Raw genomic sequence first — 17218 nt, 5'->3', positions numbered from 1 at the left:
GACCCGTCAGAGCGCCTCACCCCAGAGCCCCGGCCCCTGCCTCGGATCGGTGACCGAGTGGTAGTCGCCGTGCACGAACACCAGCGCCGGCGCGTGCCGGTCGTGGCCCGTCGCCAGCACCTCGCCGACGACCAGGGTGTGGTCGCCCAGGTCGAACTTCTCGGCCAGCGCGCACTCCAGCCAGCTCGCGCCGTCGAGCACGAGCGCGCCCGTGCGCTCCCCCGGTTTCGCCTCCAAGCCGGCGACGACTCGGGTAGCGCGCGGGCCGGCGAACCGGCGGGCGACGTCGCGCGCGTCCGCCGGCAGGATCGACACCACCCAGCGGCCGGTCGCCAGGAGGTCCTCGAGGAACGCGGATTCGCGCCGGAACGCCAGCGAAACCAGCGGCGGGTCCAGGGAAATCGACCCGAGGGAGTTGACGGTGACGGCGTCGTGCCGCCGGCCGCCGGGGGTGTCGCGGTACGTCGTGGCGACGCACACGCCCGTCGCGAAGGTGCGCATCGCACCACGGAGATCGGGAGCCATCACAACTCCTGCGGGGACTCGAAGAACCGGCCGGGGTCGTACTGGCGCTTGACCTCGGCGAGCCGGGCGGCGTTCGGCCCGTAGTAGGCGCCGCGCCAGTCTTCGAGGTCCGGATCGGTGAAGTTGACGTAGGAGGCGTCCGGCGCGAACTCGCCCGTCTCCGCGTGCAGCGCGTGCAGCCAGTCCAGGTTCGCCGCGACGACGCCGGGAGCGTCCCGCTCGGTCCACGACGTGTCCAGGCTCAGCAGGAACTTCGTGTCCCGGTGCGGGAACGCGGTGTCCGCGACGGGTACGCGGGAGATTTCCCCGCCCCAGGCGAACAACGCGGCCCCGGCGCCGTCGGGGTTGCCGCTGCCCGGCCACTTCTCGACGGCCCGGACGAGCGCCTCCAGCCCCGCGTCGGCGAGCGCGTGCGGCGTGCACCGCGTGCGGACGGCGAACGCTCCACCGTCGCTGCTGTGGTGCAGGAAGCTTGCCGCGTCCCAGAAATCGCGGTCCTCGATGTCGGCGCGGTCCGGAGCCGCGACGGCGAGAGCGGGCGCCAGCAGCTCACGCAGTTCCGACGCCGGGCCGAGGTGGTGGCCGACCACGGAGACGACGCCGTCGTCACCCGCCGAACGCGCGATGCCGATCCGCGCCGAGAACTCCGCCGGCGCGGCCAGCATGATCTCCTGCATCGCGGCCAGGACCTCGACCGCGTGCGGCCACGCCCAGAGCACCACGCACGTCGAGCCCGCCGGGGCCGGACGCGCCTGGAACGTGAAGCTCGTGTTGACGCCGAAATGGCCGCCCCCGCCGCCGCGGCACGCCCAGAACAGGTCCGGGTTCTCGGTGGCGGACGCCGTGACGACCTCGCCGGACGCGAGGACGACGTCGGTCGAGACCAGCGCGTCGCACGTGAGGCCGTGCGCGCGGGAGATCGTCGTGACGCCGCCGCCGAGGGTCAGGCCGCCGATGCCGACGGTGTCGGAGTTGCCGAGCGGGAACGTCAGGTCCCACGGCCGCAACCCCGCGTACAGCGCCTTCATCGGCGTCGCGCCGCCGACGGTGACCAGCCCGGTGCCGCGGTTGACGCGGATGCCGGACAGCCGCCGCAGGTCGAGCACCAGGCCGGGCCCCGTCGAGTGGCCCGCGTAGCTGTGCCCGCCGCCCCGCACCGCGAGCGGCACCGACTCGGTGCGGGCCCAGTCGATCGCCCGGGCGACGTCCCCGGCGTGGGAGACGGCGAGCACCGCCGCCGGGCGGGTGGCGGCGAACCGCCGGTTCACCGGCGCCACGGCCGCGAAGCCGGGGTCGCCGGGGAACCGGAGCTCGCCCAGGCCGCGCAGGGCGTCCCAGCTGGTCATGACGCGCTCATCTCCAGCGAGACCTCTTCGAGGTAGGAGACGCCGGTGGCCGCGTGTTCGCCGTAGCGCTCCCAGACTTCGCGCAGCACGAGCGTGCCGCCGTGCCACTGCGGGGTGTTGGTGCTGTGCCCGGCGATCACCTCGCCGCCGCGCAGCACCATCGTGTAGGCGAGCCGCAGGACGCCGGCGGCGTCGCAGGTGCCGGTCACCGTGCCGCGCAGGACGTGCCCGCCTTCGAACTCGGCCCAGACCAGGTCGCCCTGCTGGCGGTACTCCGCGTACGTGCCGTCGCCGCCGCCCAGCGCGCGGAACCGGCGGCCGTCGTAGTGGATGCTCATTCGTCCACGTCCAGGAGCCCGGCCGGCATCGCCAGCGTGGTGCCGACGGGCGGCGGCTCGATCTCGACGGCCTCGACCTCGACGAACGACGCCGCGTGCGCCAGCCGCTGCCGGCACGTTTCGGCGTCCTTCGCCTCGCACACGACGAACGAGTGGCGCGCGATGTAGCCGCCGGGCGGCAGCCGCAGCGTGGTGCCCGGCTCGACCATCGGCGACGCCGTGACCAGGCCGGGAGCGTCCCACGGCACCTCGACCGAGTGCACGACGCAGTCGTGGTCCGGGTAGCCGAAGCGGATGCCCGCGACGCTGGCGCGCGTCGGCGTGACGTCCGGGCGCTGGCCGGTGGCGACGTCGAACAGCACGCTGCCCGGGTCGATGCCGGTGGCCGTCTTGCCGAGGAACGGGATCAGGTCGCCGCCGAGCCGGCCGTTGACCTCGATGATCACCGGACCACGGTCGGTCAGCCGGACCTCGGTGTGGGTGATGCCGTTCTCGATGCCGAGCACGCGGTGGGCGTCGGCCAGGACGCGCAGCAGCTCTTCGTCCTGCAGCAGCGGGTCGCCCGCGTCGACGACGTGGCCCGTCTCCTCGAAGAACGGTGGCATGCCGGTGCTCTTGCGGGCGATGAACATCGGCAGGTACTCGCCCTTGTGGACGGCGCCGTCGATGCTGATCTCCGGGCCGTCGGCGAAGCCTTCGATGATCGCGCCGCCGCGGTAGGGCTCGTCGCCGACGAGGCTGGCCTCGTGGGCGACGCGGTAGGCGGCGTCGAACTCGGCCGCGTCCCGGGCGAGGGAGACGCCCATGCTGGCGCCGAGCGCGCGGGGCTTGACGACCACCGGGAAGCCGATGCGGGTGACCGCCGCGCGGGCGTCGTCGAGGTCGACGGCGAGGTGGAAGCCGGGCTGCGGCAGGCCGGCGGCGGTGAGCCGGACGCGGCAGCTGTGCTTGTCGCGGCAGCCGTGCACGCCGGGGATGCTCAGGCCCGGCACGCCGAACTCGGCGGCCAGCTCGGCGGCGGGCATGACCAGCGGCTCGTCCCAGCAGAGCACGCCGGCCACGGTGTAGTTCTCGGCCAGCTCGCGGGCGGTTTCGGCGAGCAGTGCGTGGTCGAAGACGTTGACCACGGTGATGTCGTCGAAGTACTCGTGCTGCCAGGTGGGCTTGAGGTTGTTGATCAGGACGAGCCGCAGGCCGGCTTCGCGGGCCCGTTCGGCGACGGACTTGACGAGGTATTCGCGGTAGAGCTTGAGGCCGCTGCCGATGACGAGCAGCGCGCCCGGGGTCGTGGTCATCGAAGATCCCTTCGGGTCGGAGAAGCGAGAGCGGCGACGACCGCGTCCGCGGCGAGCGGGGCGGTGCGGAAGCCGTCGGGGCCGCTGGCCGGCCGGGCCCACACGGCGGGGCCGACGCGGACGAAGCCGGTGTCGCCGCCATCGGCGGTGGCGTAGTGGCAGTGCTTGACGCGCACGACGTCGTAACCGTCCACATCGGACACGACGCCGGCGGCGAGGACGCGCGCCGCCCAGCCCGCGTCGTCGTCGGGGCCGGCCAGGGTGGTCACCTCGCGCCGGACGGCGTCGGTGCTCACCTTGAGCAGGGTCCCCGCGACCGAGGGCAGCAGCCACGCCCGCCCGTCGGCGCCGAGGCCGCCCGCGGTGGGCGTCGCCGCCCAGGCGTGGGCCAGCGCGGCGGGCGGACGCAGGTAGACCATGGTCTGGCGGTGCAGCGCGACCGGCCGGTCGACGAGCGCGCCGGTCCACGGCCCGGTGGCGACGAGCACGACGTCACCGGGCACGGAGGTGCCGTCGGCCAGGTGGACCTTCGCCTGGTCCGGGTCGATGGCGACGGCCTCCCGGCCGGGCCGCAGCTCGGCGTCCGGGTGGTGGCGCAGCCAGCGCGCGGCCGCGTGCAGGACGCGGTCGGCGAGCAGCGTCCCGGCGTGCGGTTCGAACACCGCACCGCTCCCCCGCGGAAACCCGAGGAGCGGGTAGGCGGAGGGGTGCACGATCCGGATCGGCACCCCGGCGGCGCTCGCGGTGCCGACGGCGGCGGGCACCTGCCCGGGCGGCAGCGCCTGCAGGACGCCGACGCGCCGGTAGAGGCCGGCCCCGGGCAGGTGGTCGCAGAGCAGGGCGTCGAGTTCCCGCCACCGCCGGTGCAGCTCGGCGGCCTTCCGCGTGGCGACGCGATCCCCGACGACCAGCGCCCGCAGCGCCCGGTGCTGGTCGAAGGAGGTGGCGCCGGGGTGCGGAATGGGCCCCCGTTCGAGGAGGACGACGCGGTGCCCGGCGAGGACGCTCCGGATGGCGGTGAGCAGACCGGTGATCCCGGCCCCGACGACCACGACGCGGAGGTTTCCCCGCCGGGTCCGCGGAGTCCGCCCGGCGCGGGACGCGGCACCGAGGCTGGGCGCGGAGTGACCCGCGCCCAGCAGGACCTCGGCGCCGGGCGACGCTTGACCGGCGCCGGCGGTGAGGCCGGCGATCGGCGCGGCGACGCTCGCCCGGGCCCGGCCCAGGTCACCCCGGCCCGCGCTGGCCGCGCGGGGAGCGGCGCCGGCCAGGGCGACCCCGGGGCTACCCATCGCTCGCTCCTGCTCCGGCCGGGCAGCCGGAACCGCGCCGGGCGCGGCCGGAGCGGTGCCGGTGGCAGGCGCGGCCACGCCCGCCATTTCCTCCTCCCGCGTCGCGGCGGTCATCGTCCGGCCTCCGCTTCTCTCAGCCGCGGCAGCGCCGCCGGGGTGAACGACTCCGCGTCCACCCCCGCGTCCTCGCCCAGCGCCCGCTCCGCCAGATCCACCAGGATCGGCGCCGCTCCACGAACCAACCGGTCGACCTCGAAGCAGAAGTCGCCCGCGTCCGCTCCCGTCACCGGGCGCGCGTCCAGTCGGGCCAGCTGCTCGGTGATCGTCTCCGCCGCGCGGTTCAAGCTGAACCCGTCCAGCTCGTACGACTCGGCGAACCGCGACGCCATCCGCGACGCCGCCCGCCGGGACCGGGGCGACACCGGCAGCGGGCCGAGCCCGACCCACCGGTTGACCTTGTCCGCCACCCGGTTCCACGGCTCGACGAGCCGCGTGGACGTCACCCGCACCAGCGCGTCGCGGCTGAAGCTCGTCCGCTGGTGCTCCGGGCTCGTCGCCGCCAGGTGGAAGCGGATCAGGTCGCGCGGCACCTCGGCCGCCAGCTCGCGGCTCCACACCACGTGCCCGCGGCTGGTCGAGAACTTGCGGTGGTCCAGCTCGTAGAACTCGTTGGTCAGGTACCGCGCCGGCAGGTCGTAGCGGCCGTCCAGCGCCAGCAGCATCGCCGGCCCCGCGATCGCGAACGGGTAGATGTTGTCGAACCCGAGGAAGTACACGACCTCCGAACCCGCGCCGGCCAGCCACAGCTCGTCTTCCGAAGACCCCGCCGCCGAGCCCGCGGACAACGCCGTGGCGTGCATGCTCCACGCCATCGGCTCCGCGTTCGGGTTGACGCGCTGCCCGGCGACCTCCGGGAACGGCACCTCGATGCCCCACGACGTCGGGTACGTCACCGGGAAGTCCGGCAGCGGCCGCGCCAGCATCGCCGCCATCGCCTGCGCCATGTGCGGGCGCATCCCGGACGCGTGCGCCGCGAAGTGCGCCCGCAGCCCGGCCCGGTACCGCTCGACCGGCAGCACGAGCACGTCGGCTTCGCGCAGCTCCACCGGATCCGCCGGGTCCAAAGTGGACCGGACGTCCAGCAGGTCGCCCGCGGCGACCAGCTGCCCGCAGCTCTCGCAGAGCCCCGCGCAGCAGTCGGCCAGGCACTCCGGGCAGCTGCCGGACGCGAAGCCGTCCACGAGGAACTGCCCCGAGCGCGGCGAGTACGGGAACTTCATCGTGCGCAGTTCCAGCTTGCCCGCCGAGTACAGCCGGCCGACGAAGTCGACGACCCACTTGGTGAACCGGTCGTCGTCGCCGGTGTAGCCGTCGACGCTGATGCCCATCGCCTCCAGGCTGGCGGCGATCTGCGCCGCCGACGTGGCCACCAGCTCCTCCGGGGTGACGCCCCGGCGGAAAGCGGTCGTCACCACGAACGTCGACGTGTCCTGGAACCCCGTGCCCAGCAACACTTCCCGGCCCTGCGACCGGGCGTAGCGGGCGTGCACGTCGGCGGCCAGGAACGGGCCGGCGATGTGCCCGAGGTGCAGGTCGCCGTTCGCCGTCGGGGCGGGCGAGATGACGACCGTCCGGGCGCTCATGACACGCCTGCTTCGTGCCGGGCGGTGAACTGCGCGGCCATCCCGGTGTCCCACCAGACGCCGTAGTACTCGAAGTCCTTGTCGCCTTCGTTGGTGACGCAGTGCGTCGAGCCGGGCGGCAGCCGGACGATGTCGCCGGCGGAGAACGGGTGCCGCACGCCGTCGACGACCAGCGTGGCGACGCCGGAGAGCGCGATGAAGATCTCGTACTCGTGGTGGGAGTGCGCGGTGGACGTGGTGTGCGGGCGCAGGACGCACCAGGCGCCTTCGAACGGGGCGTTGAGCTCCGGCCAGGGCAGCAGCCGCTGGGAGTCGAGCCCGTACGCGCGTTCGAGATTGGCGCGGTCGAGGGGGCGGACGTCGATCATACCGCCACCACCACGGACTCGCCGGAACGGCGGCGGTCCTCGTCGGGGCCGGTGCCGCGCCGTTCGACGATGTCGCCGGCGATCTCGGCCGAACGCTGGGCCAGCACGCTGATCAGCGAGTCGGAGATGCCGTGCGTCGCCTCGTTGACGCCCTGCAGGTACAACGCGCCGTGGGCGCCGGCGCCGAGGTCGGCGCGGTACTGCCGGTTGACGGAGATCGCGTCGAGGCCGATCGCGTCGGCCAGGCCGCGGACCATCGCCGGCATCCGCGGGTCGAAGCCCGTGCCGAGGAACACCGCGTCGCAGCGGATCCGCTCGACGGTGTCGTGCTTGAGGTCGCGGACGTCGAGGACGATCTCGTCACCCTCGGCCCGGGCGCCGACGACGTCAGCGGAGCCGCGGACCGTCGAAACCGGCTTCCCGAGCATCTTTTGCTTGTAGATCATGGTGTACAGCTCTTCGAGGAACGGCGCGGCCAGGCCGCCGTAGTTGGTCAGGTGCATCTCCGCGAGCACCCGCTCCCGCGCCACTTCGGACATCGTGAAGAACTCGTCCACAAAGGATGGGAAGAACAGCTCGTTGACGAACTTGCTGGTCTGGTAGTCCTTGAGGGCGATCGCGCGCAGCAGCAGCGTCGGGGACGAACCCGGCGCCTCCTGGTGCAGGGCCATGAACATCTCGGCCGCGCTCTGGGCGCCGCCGACCACGACCGGCCGCAGCGGCTTGCCCGGGCGGGCCAGCCCGACCGCCTCGGCGACGCGGGTGCTGAACTCGGTGCTGTGCACGACCCGCTCGGCCGGCAGCCCGCGGAACACCTCGGGCACGTGGGCGTCGCGGCCGCCGCCGACGACCAGGTCGCGGCAGAGGATCGTGTCGCCGTCGGACAGCGGGACGGTGAACCCGAGGACCTGGCCCGACTCCGAGTGGATCGGCAGGACCCGCACGGCACGGGCGTTGTAGCGGACCTGCACCCGCTCCAGCGAGTCGGCGACCCACTGCAGGTAGGCCGAGATCTGCCAGCGGAACGGGTTGAAGGTGCCGAGGTTGACGAACTCGTCGAGCTCGCCGCGCTCGTGCATGAAGTTCAGGAAGGAGAAGCGGCTGCGCGGGTTGCGCAAGGTCACCAGGTCCTTCACATAGGACACCTGGCTGCGCGCCCACGGCAGCATCAGGTTCCGCTGCCACTTCACGTCTTCGTGCTGTTCGAGGATCATCGCGCCGCCGGCCACGCCGGACCGGCCGCACTCCTCGAGGGCGACGGCCAGCGCGAGGTTCGCCGGGCCGGCCCCGATCATCAGGACATCCACTTCGTGGACGGTCATGTCTGTCTTCTTTCCGGATCGACGTGCGGCCGGTCGTGAGTGAGAAACAGGGTTAGAACACTGTTTCTCACTCACGACCTCGCACGGGTTACTTGCCGACGGTGACGCTGAAGAGGTCGAGCTCGCGGAACTGGGTGGGCTGGACGTTGTGCAACCGGGACGCCCAGGCGGCCGTGCCGGACTGCCACCAGATCGGGATGGTCGGCATGTCCTGCAGGACGAGCTTCTCGGCCTGCTGGTAGAGCGCCTGGCCCTGCTGCTGCGACGGCGCGGCGTCGGCCTGCTTGAGCAGGTCGTCGACCTTCGGGTTCGAGTACTGACCGACGTTCGAGGCCGCCCCGGTGCGGAACAGCGGGTTGAGGAAGTTCTCGATCGACGGGTAGTCCGCGACCCACGCCGAGCGGTAGATGCCGGTGACGGTCCGGTTGTTGAGCTGCTTGCGGAAGTCGCCCAGCGTCGTCTGCGGGGTGAACTTGCAGGGGTGGCCCAGCGAAGCCTGGATCTGCTTGCAGATGACCTCCATCCACTCCTGGTTGCCGGAGTCGATGTTCGAGGTCAGCTCGATGTCACCCTGGAAACCCGAGGCGTCGAACAGCTGCTTGGCCTTCTGCGGCTGGTAGGTGCACAGCTCGCCGCACTGGTTGTCGACGTGGCCCTGGACGTTCGGGGCGACCAGGCCGTCAGCCGGGGTGCGGCCGCCGTTGAACACCTGCTGGATCAGGGCCTTCCGGTCGATGGCCATGGAGATCGCCTGCCGGAACTGCGGGCTGGCGTAGCGCTTGTCGAACAGCGGGAACGCGATCGCCTGGTAGCCGAGGTAGGTGTAGGTCTTGCGCCGGTCCTCGGGCAGGTCCTTCTTGATCTTGCCGCCCTGCGTCGACGTCCACGGCGTGAACGAGAGGAAGTCGAGCTTGTTCTTCAGGACGTCCGCGTACGCCTGGTCGAGGTCGGTGTAGAAGCGGAAGTCGATGCCGCCGATGTTCGGCTTCTGCGCGCCGGCGAAGCCGTCGAACCGCTTGACGACGAGGTCCTTGCCCGGCGTGTACGAGTCGAACTTGAACGGCCCGTTGCCGACGGGGTGCGCTTCGAACGCCTTGCGGTCGGCGAAGAAGCTCGCCGGCATCGGGAAGAACGCCGCGTAGCCGAGCTGGACGCCGAACTCCGAGAAGGGCGCGTCGAGGGTCACGGTGAACGTCTTGTCGTCGACGACCTTCAGGCCGGACAGTTCCTTGGCGGCCGGCAGGGTCGCCGGCTGCTTGCCGTCCGCGGTCGCGTTGTTGACCTGCGCGAAGCCGACGACGTGCGAGAAGTAGCTGGCGCCGGCCATCAGGTTCGGGGAGTACGCGGTGTAGTTCCACGCGTCCACGAAGCTCTTGGCCGTGACGGGGGTGCCGTCGTGGAACGTCCAGCCGGGCTTGAGCTTGATCGTCCACACCTTGGAGTCGGTCGTGGTGACCGAGTCCGCGACGGCGTTGTGCGGGGCGGCCGTCTTGGCGTCGTACTCGATCAGGCCGCGGAAGAGCGTGCCCAGCACGCTGATCCCGCCGACCTCGGTCGTGTTGCCCGGCACCAGCGGGTTGGCCGGCTCGGTCTCGCTGTAGCTGATGACCGCGTCGCGGTCGATGTTCGCCGCGCCGGCGGGCGCGGCGGCGCCGTCCGGCGAAGGAGCGGCGGTGGTGCCGCTCGGGGTGCTGCACGCCGTGAGCGTCACGGCCAGCACGGCGGCCGCGCACACGGCGGCCCGGAGCTTGCGCATGGGTGTCTTCCTTCTTCTGGGTGGGGTGGAGTCAGCGCCGGCTGGAGGTGATGCCGAGGGCCAGCGGGAACGCGGGCCGGCCGCCCAGGAGGTGGGCGCCGGCGGTCTGCAGGATCCGGTCCTGCGCCACGATGTGCTGGCACATCGTGGTGGTGTCGCGCAGCCAGCGGTCCAGCGGCGAAGGCCGGTAGATCGCGGACGTCTGCACGAGGTCGTAGAGGCGGCTGACGATCGAGCGCGCGGTGCGGAACGCGTGCCGCCGCGACAGCGGGAGCGCGGCCCGCTCGCGCGGGGTCAGGTCGTCGAGGGTGCCGCCCGCGGACAGGACTTCGTGCTGGCGCCGCAAAGCGCCGTAGACGCCTTCGCGAGCCGCGGCGAAGTCGCCTTCGCAGTCGGCGATCGTGGTCTGCGTGCGGTAGTCGTCCTCGCGCCCGGCGGCGACGGCGGTGTCCGTCGCGTGGTCGAGCGCGGCGCGGGTGACGCCGAGCGCGACGCCCGGCATGTTCCGCATGTGGACCTCGGGCTGGGCCAGCGGCCCGGACCCGCCGCGGACCTCGGCGAAGGTGAGCGTGTGCGCGGCGGGCACGAACACGTCGGTGATCGCGTAGTCGCAGCTGCCGCTGCCCGCCAGGCCGGTGGTGTGCCAGGTGTCGAGCACCTCGACGTCGGCCTTCGGCACCATGAGCAGGATCGAGTCGTGCTCGGGCTCGCCGTCGCGGTACAGGAACGCTCCGGAGACGACCCAGTCGGCGTGCGTGACCCCGCTGCCGAACTGCCAGCGGCCGGTCAGGCGGTAGCCGCCGGGGACGATTTCCGCGTGGCCGTTGGGGAAGAGCAGCCCCGCGGTCGCCATGTCCAGGCTGGGGAACATCTCTTCGGCGACGGCGTGGTCCAGGAAGGACGCGTAGAGACCGGTGTCCGACCCGATCATCGCGCACCACCCGGCGCCGGCGTCGCCGTAGGCGAGGGCCTCGATCACCTCGGTCTGCTCGATCGAGGTGAGCTCGGGACCGCCGTGGGCGCGGGAGAACCCCATCCGGAACACCCCGGTGCCGCGCAGGAGGTCCACGACGTCCGCGGGCAGCCGGCGGGCCCGCTCGATCTCTTCGGCACGGTCCCGCAAAACCGGGGCGAGGGCCTGCGCCCGGGCGAGGATCTCCGCGGCGGTCTGGGGCGGCCGGACGGACAGGGGCTCGACTGCGGTCATCACATCACTTCCCTCGAGGTCTTCTTCGCGGTCGTGGAAGTGATTGAAGCCAGCGGTTTAATTGATGGAAACGGTTGTCCACCAAGGAAAATCAACGGGGTGCAAAAAGGAAGTAGACAGGGCCGCGACGGAAATCCGCCGCGGCCCCGTCCGGGGAAGGACTCAGCCGGTCACGGCGCTGTTGACGGCCCCGAAGTCCAGGCCGCCCTCCAGCGCGGTGTACGTCCCGTGCTCCAGCAGCTCGGCCGCCGCGCGCTGGGCGACGGCGTAGGCGGACTGGGCGATCGCCGTGCCGACGCTGATCCGGCGGACGCCGACGGCTTCCAGCTCCGCGACCGTCGGGGCACCCGGCCACACCATCACGTTCACCGGCAGCGGGCTCTCCTTGACGAGCACGGTGAGCGTCTCCAGGTCGATCAGCCCCGGCACGAACAGGCTGTCCGCGCCGGCCGCCGCGTAGGCGCCCGCGCGGGTCAGGACGTCGTCCAGCCGGCCTTCGGGCTCGCCGATGCCGAAGAGGTAGACGTCGGTGCGGATGTTGATCCACAGCTCGGGCAGACCGGCCGCGGTCGCCGCGTCCCGGGCCGCGCGGACCCGGCCGACCTGCGAGGGGACGTCGAACAGCGGGCCACCCGGGGCGGTCGAGTCCTCCAGGTTGATCCCGACCGCGCCGGCCTCGACGATCGCGCGGACGGTCGCCGCGACGTCGTCGGCGGACGGGCCGTAGCCACCCTCGATGTCGGCGGTCACCGGCACGTCGACGACGCGCACGATCCGCGCGACCAGCTCGGCCATCTCCTCGCGCGTGAGGCCGTGGCCGTCGGGCCGGCCCGCGGACCAGGCGACCCCGCCGCTCGTGGTGGCGATGGCCGGGGCCCCGGCCCGCGCGATGAGGGCCGCGCTGGCGGCGTCCCAGGCGTTCGGCAGCACCAGCGTGCGGTCGGTGTGCAGGGCGCGCAGCCGCTCGGCGAGGCGCTTGGCAGACATCGGTTCTCCTTTTGGGTGGTCAAGCGGCCGGCGTCGGTGTGCCGGCGGCGATCAGGTGGGTGGCGGCGAAGGCGCGCCACGGGTGCCAAGCGGCGGCCATGCGGCCGGCGACGGCGAAGACGTCGTGCTCGAGCAGCTGCGTCTCGACCGTGCGCTCGGCGGCCGGGAAGGCGTCGGCGTGCCCCAGCCGCAGCGCGATCTCCTGGGCGGTGCTCTGCTCGATGCCGGGCAACGCCGTGAGCGCGGCGGTGCAGTCGGCCAGGCTCGCGCCGGGGTCGAGCAGGGTCTCGTTCTCGGCCACGGCGGAGGCGAACCCGCGCAGCGTCCGCGCGGCCGCCGCGGACAGCCGGGCCGCGTCCAGGTCCGCTCGGGCGAGGGTTTCGGCCGACGGGAACAGGTGGGTCAGGCCGTGCTCGAGACCGGGCACCGGCTGCCCCGCCGCCTCGACCAGCGCGGCCAGCTGCCGCCGCACGCGCGTCCGGACGCTGTACTGGCTGAGCACGGCTTCCACCGCGATCTCGAAGAAGCCCCACGCGCCCGGCACGCGCAGGCCGGGCCGTTCGCGCAGGAGCGGGCCGAGGACGGGGTCGCCCGCGAGGGCGGCCTCGGCGGGTGCGGTGTCGGCGTCGACGCCGAACATCCGCCCGACGCGGTCGACGACGTGGATGAGGCCTTCCCAGAACGGCATGTGCGCGGTCAGCAGCAGGTGGTCGTCGCCGCCGCGTTCGACCTCGATGACGCCGGCTTCGCCGTCGAGGCTGATCGTGCGCCGGTAGACACCGTCGCGCACCGACTCGACGCCGGGGACCGCGCGCTCGGCGAGGAACGCGGTGAGCGCGTCCCAGTGCAGCGGCGGCGCGAACGGCAGCCGCATCCGCAGGCCGCCGTCCGCGGCGATCCGGTCGGCCTTGCGGCGCCGGCTGCGCAGCTCGACCGGGGACGCGCGGAAGACCAGCTTCATGTCCCGGTTGAACTGGCGCAGGCTGCCGAAGCCGGCGGCGAACGCCACGTCCGCGACCGTCAGGTCGGAGTCGTCGAGCAGGCGGCGCGCGAAGTGCGCGCGCCGCGAGCGGGCGAGCTGGTCCGGGGTCACGCCGAGGTGGTCGTGGAAGAGCCGGCGCAGGTGCCGCGGGGACACCGCCAGCCGCCGGCCGAGCGCGGCTTCGGTGCCGGTGTCGAGCGCACCGGCGATGATGAGCTGGATCGCGCGGCAGACGAGCTCGGGCGCGTCGGCGGCGACCGGGCCGGCGACGCGGTAGGGACGGCAGCGCAGGCACGCCCGGAACCCGGCGGCCTCCGCCTCGGCGGCCAGCTCGAACGTCTTCACGTTCTCGGCGAGCGGCTTCGCCCCGCACCCGGGCCGGCAGTAGATGCCGGTGGTGACCACGGCCGAAAAAGTCGTCATGTCCCAGGTGTAGGGGATCGGGCCCGGCGGGCGCTAGCCGGATCCGGACATGACTGGGTAGGTGCGCACCCCACGAGAAGACGTGTCCGGATCTGGCCGGACGCACGCGCCCGCGCTCGGCACAGTGGTCGGCGAAGCAAGCACCGCACTACCGAGAGGTTTCCCATGCTGGCGAAGGTCTTCCCCATCCCCCTCAAGCCGGGCAAGCAGGCCGAGGCGGAGGCGCTCGTCCACGAGTTCGCGCCGCTCGGGCCCGGGCAGGAGGACGGCACCCTGTCCTTCCGCGTGTACCGCGAGCCCGCCAAGCCGGACTTCCTGCTGTTCGTCGAGCACTTCGCCGACCAGGCCGCCTACGACGCGCACACCGGCTCCGCGGTCTACAAGGAACTGATCGCCGGCAAGTTCGCCGACCTGATCACCGAGTTCGTCGAAATCGACCACGAACTGGTCGTCGGGCTCTGATTTCCCCGCTTACCGGCCGGATGCAGCAATCGCCGCGTCCGGCCGGGCGCGGGTAATGCGAATTCCGCGACAACGGCGTCACGCTCCGACATTTCGCGTAGCCCACATCACCCCGGAATTGATTTTCCGGCGAAAACAACTCTGCCGGTCAACCGGCCAGGCCGCTGCAATGAGGAAGCCGGCACCCCGGATCGCGGGTGCGGCACCCCCTTTCGCAAGCCACCTGGAGGCTCGGCCGTGACCACCACCGAAAGACCCGCCGGCGTGCGGGCCGTCCTGCGCCGGACGCCCACGCCGGTCCGCTACCTGCTCGGTGGCGTGCTCGTCAACCAGCTCGGCGCGTTCGTCCAGACGTTCATGGTGCTGTACCTGGTCTTCCGCGGGTTCTCCGCGGGAGAGGCCGGCGTCGCCATCGCCGCCTACAGCGTCGGCTCGGTCCTCGGCGGACTCCTCGGCGGCGAGCTGGTCCACCGCATCGGCCCGCGCGCGACGATCGCCGCCGCGATGGCGGGTTCGGCCGCCGTCCTGTCCGTCGTCCCGGTGTTCGGCCGTCCCGGCTTCTACGTCCCGCTGCTGGCCGCGCTGCTGCTCGCGGGCCTCGCGACGCAGAGCTACCGGCCCGCGGCCGCCGTCCTGCTCAGCGAGCTGATGCCCGGCGACGACCGCGTGATGGGCTTCTCGATGATGCGGATCGCGCTCAACCTCGGCGCGGCGCTCAGCCCCCTCGTCGCTGCGGGGCTCATCCTCCTCGACTGGAACCTGCTGCTGTGGTTCGACGCGGCCACCGCGCTGCTCTACGCGGTCGTGGCGCTCCGGCTGCTGCCCGACCACCGCGTCGAGCGCGAACCGGCGTCCCCGAAGGAGGGCCGGACGCGCACGGCGTACGGGATCCTGTTGCGGGACGGGCGGTTCTGGTTCTTCCTGGCCTCGGTGCTGATCGGGTCGGTCATCTACGTCCAGTACACGGTTTCCCTTCCGCTGAAGATCACCGCCGAGGGGCACTCCGCGGGTCTGTACAGCGTCGTGCTGGTGACCGCGTCGGCCGTGCTGATCCTGTGCGAGCTGAAGATCACCTCGTACGTCACGCGCTGGCCGGGCCACGTCGCCGCCACCGCGGGGACGGTCCTGATGGGCCTCGGCGTCGCCGGGTTCGGGCTCAGCGGCGGTTCGGCGGTCGCGCTCGTCGTCTGCACGGTCGTGTTCGTCTTCGGGATCATGGTCAACGGGCCGACGATGTTCGCCTACCCCTCGACGTTCCCGGCCGCCGTGAAGGCGCGCTACATCAGCGCCCACCAGGCGACTTTCGGGCTCGGCATGGCGCTCGGCCCGCTGTTCGGCGTCGCCGCGTGGGTCGCCCTGGGCAACGGCGTGTGGTGGCTGTGCGGCGCGCTCGGCCTGGTCGCGGCGCTGTGCGCGCTGCTCGGCATGACGGCGGCCCGCCCCGCGGCCGCCTGAGCCCGGCCCCCGACGGCCGTCCGCTGCGCGCGGGCGGCCGTCGAGTGTTGCCGCAATTCACCTGGACGTCGTAAAAAAGCACCCGGAAATGATCCACCAAGTGTCATCGAAATACCCGAACGGGCTAGCAAGGCCGCCAAGAAGCGGAAGAGACACCGGCTTCCACGAGCGACTCTGAGTGAACAAAGGGGAAGGGATTCACATGGGCAGACCAGAAAAACCCGTCAACACGTCCGGTGGCATCGCCACCCAGTTCGCCCGGGAATTGCGCGAACTGCGCGCGCGGGCCGGGAACCCGACCTACCGGGAAATGGCCCGGTCGGCGATGTTCTCGTCGTCGGTGCTCTCCAGCGCCGCGAGCGGCAACCGGATGCCGTCGCTGCAGGTGACGCTGGCGTTCGTGGCCGCGTGCGGCGGCGACGACGAGGCGTGGCGCCGGCACTGGCACGCCGCGACGAGCGGCTATACGCAGCCCCCGTTCGGGGGCCGCAAGAGAAGACCGACGTTGTTCCAGCGCCGCGGCACCCCGCCGCACCCCGCGCAGCTACCACCGAGACCGCGCGGGTTCACCGGGCGGGCGGCCGAGCTGGCCTGGCTGCGGTCCCCGCGCGACACCCCGATGGTGATCAGCGGGCCCGCCGGCGTCGGCAAGAGCGACCTGGCCCTGCACCACGCGCACGCGATCGCGGCGGAGGAGAACGACGGGCAGCTCTACGCCGACCTCGGCGGCCTGCGTCACGGCGGCGGCGCTCCCCCGGCCCCGGCGACCGCCGACGTCCTCGACGGGTTCCTGCGCGCGCTCGGCGTCGACGACGACCAGCTGGCCGGCACGTTCGACCACCGCGCCGGGCTGTACCGGACGCTGCTGGCCGAACGCCGGCTCGTCGTCGTGCTGGACAACGTCCAGGACGAGCAGCAGGTGCGCCCGCTGCTCGCCGAGACGACCACGAGCACGACGCTGCTGGTGAGCCGCAAACGCCTGCTGGGCCTGCGGGACGTCCACCGGCTGCAGCTGACGCCGTTGCCGCGCGGCGACTCGATCGCGATGATCACCGCGGCGCTGCCGCACGTCGCCGTCTCCGCCGGGCACGACTGCGACCGCCTCGCCGAGCTGTGCGGCGACCTGCCGCTCGCGCTCGACCTGGCGCTGCGCAAGATCGCGTCGCGGCCGCGGCTGACGCTGCGGCGGGTCGTCGAAGAATGGCGCCTGAACGGCAACACGGTGGACTGGCTCAGCGTCGGGGACCTGTCCCTGCGGGACTCCCTGGAGTCGGCGTACCGCACGCTCAGCCCGCCCGCGCGGGAACTGCTGGAGCAGCTGGCGCGAACTTCGCCGGGTGCACCGGATCCCTGGCCGGCGGCGCTGGACGAGCTGGCCGAGGAGATCGCCGACGCCGGGCTGCTCACGCACGCCGACCCGTACGTCGACGGCCTCGGGGTGCCGTCGCCGGTGCGGGACTTCGTGCTCGGCGCCGCCGAACGCGGCGGACACGACCTCTCCGCCCTCGCGGGACCGGTGTCCGCCTAGCCCCCGGGACGGCCCGGCAACGACGCCGCCGTCCCCGTCTTCTCCTGGAAAACCCCGGATTGATTGTCCTTTGCGGACAACGCTCCCAGCCAAGTCCGCGATGGCCTGTAATCAGCACAGGACAGGTTTCCCGCTGACGCAGGCAGGTCGGACGCACCGGTCGTTCCGGCGGAACCCGTTCTCCCACGGATTTCCCCGGAAGGACACGTCATGCTCGACAACGGCATCCCGGTACGGATCCCGCCCGCCCCGCGTCCACCGGGGCCCGGTGTCCACCGACGCTACGCGG

15 protein-coding genes are annotated in these 17218 nt (G+C 72.6%); 3 read left to right on the top strand and 12 right to left on the bottom strand.

Annotated features, from left to right (window positions below; all coding sequences use genetic code 11):
* Positions 1-6: 6 nt before the first annotated feature.
* The 12 genes from ACIRSS_RS37855 to ACIRSS_RS37800 all read right to left on the bottom strand — a co-directional run bounded on the left by ACIRSS_RS37855 (position 7) and on the right by ACIRSS_RS37800 (position 13484).
* Positions 7-525 (bottom strand): flavin reductase family protein, encoded by a 519-nt coding sequence (locus ACIRSS_RS37855; protein WP_400903781.1) that lies wholly within the window; start codon positions 523-525, stop codon positions 7-9.
* Positions 525-1871, bottom strand: a complete 1347-nt coding sequence (locus ACIRSS_RS37850) for an FAD-binding oxidoreductase (RefSeq protein WP_400903779.1) — start codon at positions 1869-1871, stop codon at positions 525-527. The genes ACIRSS_RS37855 and ACIRSS_RS37850 overlap by 1 nt, the downstream gene beginning before the upstream one ends.
* Positions 1868-2209 (bottom strand): hypothetical protein, encoded by a 342-nt coding sequence (locus ACIRSS_RS37845; RefSeq protein WP_400903777.1) that lies wholly within the window; start codon positions 2207-2209, stop codon positions 1868-1870. Before ACIRSS_RS37845 ends, ACIRSS_RS37850 begins: the two co-directional genes overlap by 4 nt.
* Positions 2206-3504, bottom strand: coding sequence for an ATP-grasp domain-containing protein (locus ACIRSS_RS37840; protein ID WP_400903776.1), 1299 nt, complete (start codon positions 3502-3504; stop codon positions 2206-2208). The genes ACIRSS_RS37845 and ACIRSS_RS37840 overlap by 4 nt, the downstream gene beginning before the upstream one ends.
* Entirely contained in the window at positions 3501-4910 is a 1410-nt protein-coding gene (locus ACIRSS_RS37835; RefSeq protein ID WP_400903774.1) for an NAD(P)/FAD-dependent oxidoreductase, read from the bottom strand. The genes ACIRSS_RS37840 and ACIRSS_RS37835 overlap by 4 nt, the downstream gene beginning before the upstream one ends.
* A complete protein-coding gene (locus ACIRSS_RS37830; protein WP_400903773.1) occupies positions 4907-6439 on the bottom strand; it encodes a class I tRNA ligase family protein in 1533 nt (510 codons plus the stop codon). Before ACIRSS_RS37830 ends, ACIRSS_RS37835 begins: the two co-directional genes overlap by 4 nt.
* Positions 6436-6807, bottom strand: a complete 372-nt coding sequence (locus ACIRSS_RS37825) for a cupin domain-containing protein (protein WP_400903770.1) — start codon at positions 6805-6807, stop codon at positions 6436-6438. The genes ACIRSS_RS37830 and ACIRSS_RS37825 overlap by 4 nt, the downstream gene beginning before the upstream one ends.
* A complete protein-coding gene (locus ACIRSS_RS37820) occupies positions 6804-8129 on the bottom strand; it encodes a SidA/IucD/PvdA family monooxygenase (protein ID WP_400903768.1) in 1326 nt (441 codons plus the stop codon). Before ACIRSS_RS37820 ends, ACIRSS_RS37825 begins: the two co-directional genes overlap by 4 nt.
* A gap of 88 nt (positions 8130-8217) precedes the next feature.
* Positions 8218-9885 (bottom strand): ABC transporter substrate-binding protein, encoded by a 1668-nt coding sequence (locus tag ACIRSS_RS37815; protein ID WP_400903766.1) that lies wholly within the window; start codon positions 9883-9885, stop codon positions 8218-8220.
* Between the two features lie 31 nt (positions 9886-9916).
* Positions 9917-11092, bottom strand: coding sequence for an acyl-CoA dehydrogenase family protein (locus ACIRSS_RS37810; protein WP_400903764.1), 1176 nt, complete (start codon positions 11090-11092; stop codon positions 9917-9919).
* A 162-nt stretch (positions 11093-11254) separates the two neighbouring features.
* Positions 11255-12079, bottom strand: a complete 825-nt coding sequence (locus tag ACIRSS_RS37805) for an isocitrate lyase/phosphoenolpyruvate mutase family protein (protein WP_400903763.1) — start codon at positions 12077-12079, stop codon at positions 11255-11257.
* A 19-nt stretch (positions 12080-12098) separates the two neighbouring features.
* Entirely contained in the window at positions 12099-13484 is a 1386-nt protein-coding gene (locus ACIRSS_RS37800) for an AlkA N-terminal domain-containing protein (RefSeq protein WP_400903761.1), read from the bottom strand.
* A gap of 165 nt (positions 13485-13649) precedes the next feature.
* Between ACIRSS_RS37800 and ACIRSS_RS37795 the strand changes: the two genes are divergently transcribed.
* The 3 genes from ACIRSS_RS37795 (at position 13650) to ACIRSS_RS37785 (ending at position 16929) form a co-directional block, all read left to right on the top strand.
* Positions 13650-13946 carry a putative quinol monooxygenase gene (locus ACIRSS_RS37795; RefSeq protein ID WP_400903760.1) on the top strand — a complete coding sequence of 99 codons (297 nt, stop codon included), beginning with the start codon at positions 13650-13652 and terminating at the stop codon, positions 13944-13946.
* Between the two features lie 237 nt (positions 13947-14183).
* Positions 14184-15401 (top strand): MFS transporter, encoded by a 1218-nt coding sequence (locus ACIRSS_RS37790; RefSeq protein WP_400903758.1) that lies wholly within the window; start codon positions 14184-14186, stop codon positions 15399-15401.
* A gap of 202 nt (positions 15402-15603) precedes the next feature.
* Positions 15604-16929, top strand: coding sequence for a helix-turn-helix domain-containing protein (locus tag ACIRSS_RS37785; RefSeq protein WP_400903756.1), 1326 nt, complete (start codon positions 15604-15606; stop codon positions 16927-16929).
* The last annotated feature ends 289 nt before the right edge of the window (positions 16930-17218 follow it).

This window comes from Amycolatopsis sp. NPDC101161, assembly GCF_044768185.1.
Classification (GTDB): domain Bacteria; phylum Actinomycetota; class Actinomycetes; order Mycobacteriales; family Pseudonocardiaceae; genus Amycolatopsis.
This window is presented reverse-complemented; position numbering and strand designations above follow the sequence as displayed.